At 67.3% G+C, this 11,235-nt stretch carries 9 protein-coding genes and 1 tRNA gene; 4 read left to right on the top strand and 6 right to left on the bottom strand.

All coding sequences use genetic code 11. The features are described from left to right. Positions 1 to 296: 296 nt before the first annotated feature. From IH26_RS55130 to IH26_RS0151435, 4 genes are all read right to left on the bottom strand, one after another. Positions 297 to 1,037: a DUF3626 domain-containing protein gene (locus IH26_RS55130; protein WP_245666063.1), complete on the bottom strand. Its 741-nt coding sequence runs from the start codon at positions 1,035 to 1,037 to the stop codon at positions 297 to 299. 459 nt (positions 1,038 to 1,496) lie between these two features. Continuing rightward, positions 1,497 to 2,696: an alpha/beta hydrolase family protein gene (locus IH26_RS0151445; protein WP_030443634.1), complete on the bottom strand. Its 1,200-nt coding sequence runs from the start codon at positions 2,694 to 2,696 to the stop codon at positions 1,497 to 1,499. Continuing rightward, on the bottom strand, positions 2,693 to 3,040 hold the full coding sequence (locus tag IH26_RS0151440; protein ID WP_030443633.1) for a transcriptional regulator: 348 nt from the start codon (positions 3,038 to 3,040) through the stop codon (positions 2,693 to 2,695). The genes IH26_RS0151445 and IH26_RS0151440 overlap by 4 nt, the downstream gene beginning before the upstream one ends. A 5-nt stretch (positions 3,041 to 3,045) precedes the next feature. Continuing rightward, positions 3,046 to 3,738 (bottom strand): hypothetical protein, encoded by a 693-nt coding sequence (locus IH26_RS0151435; RefSeq protein ID WP_030443632.1) that lies wholly within the window; start codon positions 3,736 to 3,738, stop codon positions 3,046 to 3,048. 843 nt (positions 3,739 to 4,581) lie between these two features. Between IH26_RS0151435 and IH26_RS0151430 the strand changes: the two genes are divergently transcribed. Further along, a tRNA-Arg gene (locus tag IH26_RS0151430) sits at positions 4,582 to 4,654 on the top strand. A gap of 332 nt (positions 4,655 to 4,986) precedes the next feature. Here IH26_RS0151430 and IH26_RS62490 read toward each other — a convergent pair. Further along, positions 4,987 to 5,733 (bottom strand): integrase core domain-containing protein, encoded by a 747-nt coding sequence (locus IH26_RS62490; RefSeq protein ID WP_245666062.1) that lies wholly within the window; start codon positions 5,731 to 5,733, stop codon positions 4,987 to 4,989. A 1,345-nt stretch (positions 5,734 to 7,078) separates the two neighbouring features. Beyond that, on the bottom strand, positions 7,079 to 7,204 hold the full coding sequence (locus tag IH26_RS64160) for a hypothetical protein (RefSeq protein ID WP_281179868.1): 126 nt from the start codon (positions 7,202 to 7,204) through the stop codon (positions 7,079 to 7,081). Between the two features lie 221 nt (positions 7,205 to 7,425). Here IH26_RS64160 and IH26_RS0151415 point away from each other — a divergent pair, with 221 nt between their 5' ends. The 3 genes from IH26_RS0151415 (at position 7,426) to IH26_RS0151400 (ending at position 11,057) form a co-directional block, all read left to right on the top strand. Continuing rightward, the gene (locus tag IH26_RS0151415) at positions 7,426 to 9,693 is read left to right on the top strand and encodes a hypothetical protein (RefSeq protein ID WP_157437877.1); all 2,268 of its coding nucleotides are present in this window, start codon (positions 7,426 to 7,428) and stop codon (positions 9,691 to 9,693) included. 26 nt (positions 9,694 to 9,719) lie between these two features. Further along, positions 9,720 to 10,106: a hypothetical protein gene (locus tag IH26_RS60945; protein ID WP_157437876.1), complete on the top strand. Its 387-nt coding sequence runs from the start codon at positions 9,720 to 9,722 to the stop codon at positions 10,104 to 10,106. Between the two features lie 411 nt (positions 10,107 to 10,517). Beyond that, positions 10,518 to 11,057, top strand: coding sequence for a hypothetical protein (locus tag IH26_RS0151400; protein ID WP_157437875.1), 540 nt, complete (start codon positions 10,518 to 10,520; stop codon positions 11,055 to 11,057). The last annotated feature ends 178 nt before the right edge of the window (positions 11,058 to 11,235 follow it).

Raw genomic sequence — 11,235 nt, 5'->3', positions numbered from 1 at the left:
CGGCCCGGGCGAGCGCTGTCAGGTTGGTTGTGCCGGCGGCGTTGGTGTCGTCGAGGAGGCGGCGCACGTCGTCGGCGGTACGGATCGCCCCGGCCCAGGTGCTGCGACTGGCGGGCATGCTGCCTCCCCTCGGTGGTGCGGGCTGCGAGGGAAGGCGCAGCAGTAGCTGTGACCTTCAGCCGTAGTTGTCACCGGGTGGTGTCCGTTGCCTGCGAGGCGGGACTGACGTTTCGGCGATAGTTGTCACCGTCTTTTTAGGGCAGTTGTCACCAGCGCAGGTATTTCAGTCGTAATTGTCACCCGTGGCACTCATTGAGGTGATCTTCGCAGACTGGTGACTCGTCTTGATCATGCGCGTGCATTTCGGGGTTGCCGAATCTGGCCACGTAGTGCCAGACGTGTTTGAGGGCTTGCTCGTCGAACCGGCCGGTGCGGGATGCGTCGCCGAGGATGCGAGCATCGAGACGGCCGGCGCGGGCGAGTGAGACACCGAGGTCGACGAACTCGGGACCTCGGTAGTGGGGGTGGCGGCGTAGTTCGGTCGTGGTCAGGGTGAAGCCGTCGTGCCATTCGATCGGGCACGGCAGCTGCGTGGCGGCGGCCTCGACGGGGGTGGCCTGGTAGCAGGGGTCGAGGACGAGGGCTTCAACGTCGCGGGCTAGGTCGACCACGCCGTGCACGTGGGCCTCGATGTAGTCATCGAGCGGGTCCCTGTTGTCCGCCTCTGCCATCGCGATCAGGGTCGACAGTCGGGACGCGACGCCGAAATGGGCGGGTTCGGCGGCGCTGTCCGGGTAGCAGAACGTGACACGGGGCAGCGTGTGCGGGGCGAGGCGGAGGTACGCGGAGCCGAATCGCGGTGAGCCACCGACCCGGCGCCCACGGAAACTCAGCGATCCGTATTTGGGCCGGTCCGCTGCCGGGCCGTGGTCGTAGGCGGCGGCGAAGATGCGGCTCTCCCACCGCCACCGGTCGCCATCGGGGTATGCGGTCAGACCACCGTTGCTGGTACCGGTCTCGAACTGCGACCGGTACACCCCTCTCGAGCCATCAATTGCAGGATCGGTGTTCCGGACACGAGTCGATCAGGATGGAAATGCAGCGTCACCCGGCAGGACGGGTCTGCTGGTTCGCCACTGGCCAGTGTCGTGACGTGGGCGATGGCGCGCTGGTGCGGGTGTTGCATGGTGGCAGTATGCAGAAATTGGCCTGACGGCGGCGAACGCAATACGAAACCGCACGGCCGCCAGCTGACCCAGGTCATCGATGCATACGGGGCGCATGAGCCGAAGCACGGTAGTTGACACCGCGGAGGCTGCCTGACCTGCGGGTTCGGTTCGGGCAAAGCACGCTTGTTGGCACCGATAAGGCGCGCTACCTGTCACCAGAGCTTCGTGGGTTTCGGTCGTCGGCGTACGAGATCCAGTGCAGAGCGGCGTCCGCCACCCGCCACGCGATGAGCGTGCGGAAGTCGGCCCCGGCGCTGCCCGTTCGGGTCAGGGGATGAAATGCACCCCGGGGAAGGCCGGGTTCGTGCCTTCGAGCAGGGGTTGCCTGCGGTGGCGTAGGTGCAGGTCGAAGAAGGCGAGCGGGTACGTCTGCTGGATTTTCACCGCCAGGTTCGGGTTGAACGTGCCGATCCAACCGGCCAGGTCTTGGTCGCTCATCCCGGTGAGCCGGGCTATCTGGGGCAGTAGCCAGACCGCGTCGGAGTACGAGATTTCGGTGCCGCCGTCGATCTGCAGGTTGCGGCGCCAGCCTCGCAGGTGGGTCCAGAACTCGGCGGCGCTGGAGTCGGCGGCGCGGGTGAAGGTCGCGGTCATCATCAGGAATGGCCGGTCGACGTCGGTGGTGATCGGTGGCTGGCATTGCATCGGGCCGTCCAGGCTGAGCCCGGCCCGGATCCGCTGGTCGCCGATCATGGCCAGGGCGGTCGCGGTGCCGCCTTTGGAGTAGCCGAACATGCCGACGCGGCGCAGGTCGAGGATCTCGGCCAGCCCCTCCGGCAACCGTCGGTGTTCCGCGTCGGGGTTATGGCCGGCGGCGAGGTCCTCGATGCGGTCGAGGACGAACGGGATGTCGTCGGCGTGGTCCCAGGGCGTGGTCGGCAGGTCGTCGTCGGGGACGGCGAGGCGGCCGTCGGGGAATTCGATGAATGCGTCGTTCGGGGTGTCGACGGTGACCACGACGTAGCCGTGGCTGGCCAGTTCCTGCACGATGATGGTGGTTTCGGAGCGGTGCCCGTTGGAGCCGTGGGAGAACACGATGACGGGCCGCCGGCCGAGTGCTCGCAGGGCCGGTGCTGCCTCGCGGCCGGCCGTGAGCGGCGCCGCGGCGACGTTGACCGGGAGGTCATTGTCGGCGAGCAGGCCGCGTAGCGGGGCGTCCTGCAGCCACACCGCTGCCGGATAGCGGCGGGCGTCCGGTGTCGCGGGGTACCAGACGCTCGCCATCAGCTCGCGGTAGCGACCGGGACCGGCGACGGGGTCCGGGCGGGACGTGTCGATCAGATGCAGCGACACGGTGCCGAGCCGGTACGGCCCGGTCGGCGCGGGCAGCCTGAGGCGGGGCCGGCTGAGGCTGGGCCGGCTGGCCGCCGCCGACGCCGACGCGAGGCCGGCTCCGGCGAGCGGCCCGGCGGCCCCGGCGGCGAGGGCGGCGGCGAGCAAGTGTCGGCGGGTCAATGCGGTGGTCATCGGTCCTCCGGGGTGTCGCTGGTCTCGACTCGGGCGATGAGCTGTTTGAGGCGTGCGATCTCGTCGGCGAGCGCGGTAGTGCCGGCGGGGGTCAGGGTGATCCAAGTGCGGCCGCGGCGGCCTTCGTAGCCCTTCTCGACCTCGATCAGGGCGGCGGCTTCGAGCACGCTCAAGTGCTTGGAGAGGTTGCCGGCGGTCAGGTCCAACTGAGTACGCAGATAACCGAACTCGACCCGGCGGCCCTCGTGCGCGATGGCGAGGATGCCCAGCCGGACCCTCTGGTGCACCACGTCGTCCAACCCGGTGATCGGGTGTGCGGCGTCCGGATCGGGAGCGTCGATCATGACGTTCACCGGTGCCGACGACCGGCCAAGGCGAACCCGGCCGCACCCAGCAGCAGCACGGTCGCGCTGATGACCTGGCCGGGCACCCAGTACGTCCGGGTGTTGCCGCCGTTGCCGATCCAGCCGAAGTTGATCGGTACCAGTACCACCGCCAGGTAACCGACAGTGAAGGCGAACAGCGCGACATTGCGTTCGAGCCGGGCGAGGACCAGCAGCGCGATCCCGATCATGCCCCACGGCCCGATCAGGCGATCGACGAACAGCACCCACGACGGGGTCGGCTGCGGGTTGGCCGGCAACGCCCGGCCCGCCCAATAGATCCTCTCCGCCACCCAGGCGGCGGTGAACAGCAGCGTCGTCACGGCGCCGGTGATCGCGTACGGCATGACCCGCGCGCCGAGCCCGCGCGCTCGGGCGACCCGGATGTAGGAGTAGGCGATCGCGGCGTAGGCCAGCAGGAGAACCGGGGGCCAGTAGTACAGCACGCCCTGACGCGAGAATCGGCAGACATGCTCGGCTGTGCAGTGCACCGACATGAAGTGCACGTCGAACCAGATACCCAGGTACGTCACCACGGCCAGCACCAGCAGCGTGACCCAGGTCAGCCGCTGATCGAGGCGCACCCGGCGGGCCAGGGCATGCACGTCCGACAGCAGCTGGCGGGGATCACCGTTGGCGGGAAGCGAGTCGGTAGTCATGCCAATAGGTTTCCACAGCAAACCTGTCGGCGCTAGTGCTCAGCAGAAAGGAGATCGCTGCCCGACGCGCGATACCACCGCCTACCGATGCGCACATCTGGCCGCGACCCGAGCGTCGACCGGGCACTCCCGGCAATCCAGCGCGAGTGGCGGAGGCGAGGCTGCCGGTCGGCGGCTGCAAGAAGATCAGGGCGCTCGGCGGTGACAACACGCCTGCCTACGTGACAACTACCGCGCTTCGGCTCAGCGCAGACGATCACGGCAGTGGACGATCGGTGACAACTATCGTCGAAAAGTGACAACTAAGACTGAAAGTCACAGTAGCAGTGGTACGTGCTGACCAGCGATTCGCGGGCGCCTATCGAACGCATGTTCTAAGCCGACTATAGGTGCTATGCCGCCAGGCTGCACCACCCAATGGCTGAGCGTGACGGTTGGCGGATGTCGAGTGCGTCATTCGGCGGTACGTACGCCGCTGTCGACGGGGCCGGTGAGCCGAAGCGCCGTGGTTGCCGCCCAGGCCCTGACCTGATCTCGTCACCCGCGTTTGGCTGGAAATCACCTCGCGGTGGCCGCGTCCGATCATCTAGAGTGGGTCTGCCGAGTCAGATGCACTCTTGGGTGAAGATGACGATGTGGTGGCGTGGTGCTCGGATGGTGATCGGACGTCGGGACACGGTGCAGCACTATGCGACACCCACCGGCACGCAGGCCCCCACTCGGCGGCATGCTAGAGTCGTTCCTCGCAGGGCCGGGGAGTAGCAAAACCCCTGGACCTGCGGATACGCAACCGCGACCCCGTGGACGCACCAGTACGCGTGGTCACGGAGAGTAGTTGTACGAGCGCCCGTAGCTCAATGGATAGAGCATCTGACTACGGATCAGAAGGTTAGGGGTTCGAGTCCCTTCGGGCGCGCAGCACGATCAAGGCCGTGACCAGCGGAAACGCCGGTCACGGCCTTGATTCTTTCCCAGAGTGTGCCATGATCTTCCACGATGTGGGAGCGTGGTGCTCCGATGGTGCTCCGTTGTCGATGTGCTGTTTCGGCGGGGTCCGTGCCGATGGGTGCTGACCAGTGCTGATGCGGACCGCGCTGTCTCGATCATGGTCGAGGTCCCTGTCGACCGACTGTCGATCACTATCCACTGTGGACGCTCCGGTGGATCTTCTTCGCCAGTTGCGGAGGGGCTGGGCAACCTGGACATCAACACCGACGCTGTACTTGCCGGAAATGCCATCCGGGCTGGTCAGGCGGCTTGATCGTACTCGTGCAGGATGCCGCCGAGGCGGTCGCGTCGATGGATGTTCAGGTGGGCGAGCCGGTCCGGGTCGGTGATCGGCTCGGGTAGCAGGGCCAGCGGTCGGGCGTTGGCGATGCCTTGATGAGGTCGGTGGGTGTTGTAGAAGGCCTCGTACTCGCGTAGCGCGTGCAGCAGGTGTCGCTGGTTGAGGATCAAGGTCCGGTCGAGCAGTTCGCGTCGGCAGGTCCGTACCCAACGTTCCATCACCGCGTTCGTCCGGGGCATCCGGACGCCGCTGAGCACGATCTCGATCCCCGCGTCGGCCAGGATCGTGTCAAACAGGGCCGGGTACTTGCCGTCCCGGTCGCGGATCAGGTATTCCACCCGGCACCGCGCGTCCTCGAGGTCCATCACCAGGTTGCGGGCGGCCTGGGTCACCCACGCCGCGCTCGGGTGCGCGGTGGCGCCGAGGATCCGGATCCTGCGGCTGGCGTGTTCGATGACCGCGAGGACGTACAGCCTGGTGCCGGTGAGGGTGATCGTCTCGAGGAAATCCGCGGCCAGCAGCGCCTCGGCCTGCGAACGCAGGAACTGCGCCCAGGTCGTGGCCGCGCGGTCCGGGGCGGGATCGATCCCGGCTTCGCGCAGGATCTCCCAGACCGTGGACGCGGCGAGCTTGATCCCGAGGGTGAGTAGTTCCCCGTGCACCCGCCGGTATCCCCAGGACGGGTTCTCCGCCACGAGGCGCAGCACCAGCGCCCGGATCGAACGGACGGTGCGTGGCCGTCCTCGCCGGCGGGACGCGACGCGCTCGCGTGGCGGCGGGCGTGCAGGTCACGGTGCCAGCGCAGCACAGTGTCGGGCCGCACCAGCAGCCGCAGGTTCTGCAACGCCGGCCTGGGCAGCGTGCTGAGCAGCGCAGCCAGCCATGCCCGGTAGGCCGGTTCGAACCGGACCCGCTGCCCGCCGAGCTGACGGTGCAGCACCGCCAGCTGATGCCGCAAGGCGAGGATCTCCGCATCTTTGTCGCGGTCGCTGCCGGGCAGCAGCCGCAGCAACGCGAACGCGTTCGTGAATCCCAGGTATGCCAGTCGCAACAGCATAAGACAGCATCATCGTGTGGTCACCAACGACGAGGGCCATCAGGACACCGAGACTCGACGAACCAAAATTGCCCTCGCCTGCCGGAACGCCCTCTGACCAGTACGGACGTAGTTATCGGCAAGTACAGGCATGAGCGTGTGCCTGCTTATGGTCGTGTGCCAGAGCGGGGTCGCGCAATTCGACCGTTCCGCTCGTCGGGCAAAGAGCCGGCGCGATAGCCAGTCGACGGCTCGGACCCAGCCGTACCCACCGACCACCATTCGCATCCGGATCACGGAACAACTGCGTATGACTTGCCGCTTGATCGATCGGGAAGCTACCGTCCTGATGCTTGACGGCGCCCTCGCTCGGCGGAGCATCTCTACCGATGCTCCGCCGAGTCGCGTCATGGCTGCTGTGTTGAGCACGCAGCGGCAGAAGCGGACGTTGTTGGCGCCGAGCTGCATCTGCCGGCGGCACGCCAGCATGATCGAGCGCCCTCATCTCGGCTACTCAGGGCCCCGTCGACAGCACGGACGTATCACTCTAGGTAGCCGATGAGTCCCGCCTTTCGACGTCCGCTCAGCGGTCAACCCGACGATATTGACCTTGCGGAAGTGCTGCGCGAGTTCGGCCTGACCGACCCCGACGGCGACCTGGTCCGCATCGGCGGCCCGCGCCCCGACCGAAGGTGATTGCCTGATCAACTGCCCGAGCGCTACGCACCGTGGCGGCTTCCCCCTTGGGCTGACGAACTCGCTCTGATCGAATACGCGACGCTGCCAGTCCCTGCGGTGGTCGGTGGTGGCGGTGCCAGTCGGTGATGAACGCGCACGCCTGTGCGAAGGTGACCGGCACGACCCGCAGGCTCACCCGCCCATCCCGTCTTCGTTGGCGGGCAGGTGCGGGTTGAGTCGGGCGATTACTGGTGGAGTGCACATATTCCGGGTGTGCGGTATTCCTGAACGATCGCCACGCGGGCCTGGCCGGTTCGGCCAGTCCCGCGTGGCCACTGTCAGCAGGACGTCAGGTGCTCGAAGATCTTGGCGGCGAAGGCTCGGGTCACGCCGGAGATGAGGCCGGCGATCGCGGCGACGGTGATCTTTTCTTGCCAGGTCTTCTCGGGGCTCTGAGGTGTCATGGTGCGCTCCCGTCACGGGGTTCGGGCGGGAGGAGCCGGCCGGTTCTCCCTGGGACGCCTCCGAGGAAAGCTCCTGGTCGGCACGTTCGGCATCGGGTTGGAAGGAAGCCGAAGGGCTCGGTCGTCCCTCAACCGGGTCAGCAGCGGCAATGGCCCCGGGCTTGTGCCGCGTCCTACGCTGGTTCAGTCGGGTTCGGTGGATCCCACCGAAGGGTGTCGGGATGGGCAACGCGAGTTCCCGGGCGGGTAGTGGCGGCCCCGACCCGGAGCGGGTGCAGACGCTGCCGGAGTTGGCGCTTGCCCTGAATTGGTTACGCGGTGCCCGTTCGTACAAGGAACTGGACAAGGCGGCCGCGGTGCGCGGAGGACTGCCCGCCTCAACGGTTAGCAACATGCTGAACGGCAAGTCGGTGCCCGGGCGCGACACCGTCGTCACCTTTCTGACCGCGTGCGAGCTGAGCCTCGATGCGCAGGTCCCGTGGCTGGCAGCCTGGGAACGAGTGTCCACCAGTCATCTGCGGGCTCCGGCCGGTGCGGTGCGGGTACGGGAGGCCCTGCCGCGGCGGCTGGGGGTGCACGCCGCGATCCAGATCAAGGGGGCGGAAGGCGAGCTACCGCCGTACGTGCCGCGGGACCTGGACGCTGACCTGCGCGCGGCGGTCACCGCATCGGCGGACTCGGGCGGGTTCGTGCTGCTGGTCGGCGGCTCGTCGGTGGGAAAGACCCGGGCGCTGTTCGAAGCGGTTCGCGACGACCTGGCCGAATGGTGGCTCCTCCATCCCGCCGACACGGCGGCGCTGGAGGCCTTCGCCGCCCAGCCGACGGTCCGCACGGTGGTGTGGCTGGACGAGTTGCAGCGCTACCTCGATCATCCAGGCGGCTTACCGGTCGGCGTCCTGCGGACACTGTTGACCGCCGGTGTTGTGGTGGTGGCCACGCTGTGGCCCGACGAGTACAACACCCGCACCGCGCCCCGCATCCCCGGCCAACCAGACCCGTGCGCCAACGACCGGGAACTACTCCGCCTGGCCCGCATGGTCAGCGTGCCCGAGGTGCTCAGTCGCGACGAGCGCCGGCGCGCCGAGACGCTAGCCGCCGACCTGCGCGTCCGCACTGCCCTGGACACTCCGGACGCCGGGTTCGCGCAGGTGATGGCCGCTGGGCCAGCGCTGGTCAACCACTGGGAGAACGCCCCCGCGAACCAGTGCTACGGCAAAGCGGTCATCACCGCCGCGCTCGACGCCCGCCGCGTCGGCGCCACCGCGCCCGTCACCCGCGAGTTCCTGGACGCCGCAGCACCCGCCTACCTCACGCCCGCACAGCGGGCCACCGCCCCCGCAGACTGGCTTGACCACGCCATGGCGTACGCAACAACACCCTTGCACGGCGCGGCGTCCACGCTCGCCCCCGTGCCGGCCGGGATGGGCCGCATCGGTGGGTACACCGTCGCGGATTACCTGTACCAACACGCCCGAGGCGTCCGGCGCGCCGAGCAACTGCCCGACAGAGCCTGGCAGGCCATGCTGGACCACCACGATCCCAAAGACGCGTTCCACCTCGCCGAACATGCCCAACGACGCGGCCAACATCACTACGCCGAAGCATTCTACCGATTCGCCACCGAGGGCGGCGACGAGATCGGGGCTGTCCGGCTTGCCTTGTCCCTTGCTGACCGGGGCCGAGCCGCAGATTCGGTCGGTGTCCTGCGCGCCCACGCTGGCGACGAGGTGGGGCTCAAGTTGGAAGTAGGGATCGAGTTGCTGGCTCGCCAATTGCTTGGTAAGGGCGAGGTGGAGGGAGCGGTTGCGATTCTGCGCTTTGGCGCTGAGGCTGGCAATAAGCGCTCTTCGGAGGAACTGGGTCACCTCCTCGCACAGCAGGGTCAGATAGAGGAAGCGATCGAGGTGTTGCGGCCGCACGCGGACGCGGGCAGCGATGCCGGCCTGCTGGACGCCCTCCTGGCCAAGCAGGGTCACCTCGACGAACTGCGACAGCGTGCCGAGGCCGGTGATGAGGTGGCGGCCGTCTGCTTGGCTCGGCAGGGCCAGGCTGAGGAAGCGATAGTCTTCCTCCGTCAGCGCGCGGACGCAGGTGCATGGAACGCACCCCTTCGGCTGGCCGACCTCCTGGCCGAACAGGGCCGCGTCGAGGAAGCAATTGCCGTGCTGGGTGAGCACGCTGCTGCCGGGAACGGCTACGTCGCCGAACGACTCATTGACCTGTTGGTCGAGGAAGGGCGCGTCGAGGAAGCCATTGACTTTCTCCGGCCCCGCGCCGACGCCGGAGGATGGATCGACGCCGCCCGACTCGCAGGACTGCTGGCCAAGCAGGGCCACGTTGAGGAACTGCAGCAGCGTGCCGACGTTGGTGACAGCATTGCCCGCATCAACCTCGCCCACTTGCTGAAAACCAGGGCCGCATCGAGGAAGCGGTCGCACTGCTGCATCCACACGCCGACGCTGGCGACGTCACCACGGCCGACTGGCTAGCGCGCACGCTGGCCGAACACGGTCGGATGCAGGACGCGATTGGGGTCCTCCGTCCACACGCTGACGCAGGCAGTGACCTCGCGGCCGGACAGCTCGCTAGCCTGCTGGCCCAACAGGGCAACGTCCAAGAATTGCGCGAGCGTGCCGACGCCGGAGATCCGAATGCCGCCGATCGCCTGGCGGGCCTGCTAACCGAGCGGGGCGACGTCGATGAATTGCGTCAGCGCGCCAACGCAGGGGATCAGATCGCAGCCACCCGTTTGGCGGGCTTGCTGGCTGAACGAGGCGACATCGACGAGTTGAAGCTGGAAGTAGCTGCCGGGACCCCTCACGCAGCAGAACTGTTGAGATCGTTGACCAATATGGCGCAAGAGGGACCTATCGCAAGTCGAGATAGCGCTGGCGGTAGGTGACAACTAAAGGTCGTTTCCAGCGCGTCTACCAGGTACTACACCTCAGAAACAGTGCCCGCAGGGCTCGTATACCGGTGGAGGACAGATATTCCTCGGCGGCACCATTCGCTCATCTTGACCGGGCTGCTCGGCCACATCGAGGCCGTTCCACATTGGCTTCTCCTTTGCTTCAGTGCGCTCGATCGGGTGCTGGACTGGTGGTCGGCCGACAGCGAAGAGGATGGATGAGTGGGCCCGCCGATCGGGTGCGTCGGAGTGACCCGGGGAGTGATCCTGGGTATGGACCGCGGCCGTCTGCGCTGGTCGGCAGGCCGGCGGACGCGACGGAAGCGCTGCGGCAGATGCCGGAGGGGGACGCCGGCCCCGGTTCAGCTGGCGTACGCGTTCAACGGCTTCTTCCAGGCCCGGATCGTGGCCGTGCTCCTCGACGCGGAGACGGTGCCGGCCCGAGATGCGTATCCGTTGACCGAGGGCTGGTGCACCCGAGCGTTGGAGCTGCTAGCCGACCTTATCGGGTTTCAGCTGGTGCGCCGCTACTGCCCTGACCAGGCCGGCGGCGAGCCGCTGATGGAGCAGATCACTACTGCTGCGCAGTTCGAGCTGTTCACTTCCAGCGACGTAGAGGTGGAGCGGATCAGCCGCGAGATGATCAGCTTGGCCGCCGAGCTCGAGCGGTTCCTTGACGTGCTCGCCAAGGACGAGTCGGCGCTCCCCGAGCTGCGTGCTGCGGCTCGACAGTTGGCGCCGTTCGCGAACTTGATTTGGGCGCATTCGGCGGAGACTCCGGCGGCTGGTGACGATCCCGGGGGCGGGCCTCCCAGGCCCGGCTCCCAGCTGGCTGCGCGTCAACGCCTTTGGACTGAGGCACGCAGGTGGCCCCACCCCTCGGTGACAGGCAGTGGGAGCGAGGGCGTTTGCGCACTCTCCATCTGGTCGCACTCTGCTGCTTGATATGCAGGTAATCCTTGTTGATCCACAGCATGTTGGTGCTGGTGGGTCGGGCAGAGAGGTTCCTGTATGTCTTGGGGTGTGAAGTTCCACCCCGGGACCGGACACCGGAGTTTTATGCCGCGAGGGCGATGGGTGGACGATAGCAGACACGTGCTTCGCGTGGTGTCTGGTGATTGAT

The organism is Actinoplanes subtropicus, assembly GCF_000721705.1.
Lineage (GTDB): Bacteria > Actinomycetota > Actinomycetes > Mycobacteriales > Micromonosporaceae > Actinoplanes > Actinoplanes subtropicus.
The sequence above is the reverse complement of the archived record's forward strand: the minus strand, read 5'-3'. Positions and strand labels throughout refer to the sequence as shown.

Coding starts and splice junctions, on each gene's coding strand:
- IH26_RS0151445 (WP_030443634.1), bottom strand. CDS start 2,696: ATGACCACCGCATTGACCCGCCGACACTTGCTCGCCGCCGCCCTCGCC.
- IH26_RS0151440 (WP_030443633.1), bottom strand. CDS start 3,040: ATGATCGACGCTCCCGATCCGGACGCCGCACACCCGATCACCGGGTTG.
- IH26_RS0151435 (WP_030443632.1), bottom strand. CDS start 3,738: ATGACTACCGACTCGCTTCCCGCCAACGGTGATCCCCGCCAGCTGCTG.
- IH26_RS64160 (WP_281179868.1), bottom strand. CDS start 7,204: ATGACACCTCAGAGCCCCGAGAAGACCTGGCAAGAAAAGATCACCGTC.
- IH26_RS0151415 (WP_157437877.1), top strand. CDS start 7,426: ATGGGCAACGCGAGTTCCCGGGCGGGTAGTGGCGGCCCCGACCCGGAG.
- IH26_RS60945 (WP_157437876.1), top strand. CDS start 9,720: ATGCAGGACGCGATTGGGGTCCTCCGTCCACACGCTGACGCAGGCAGT.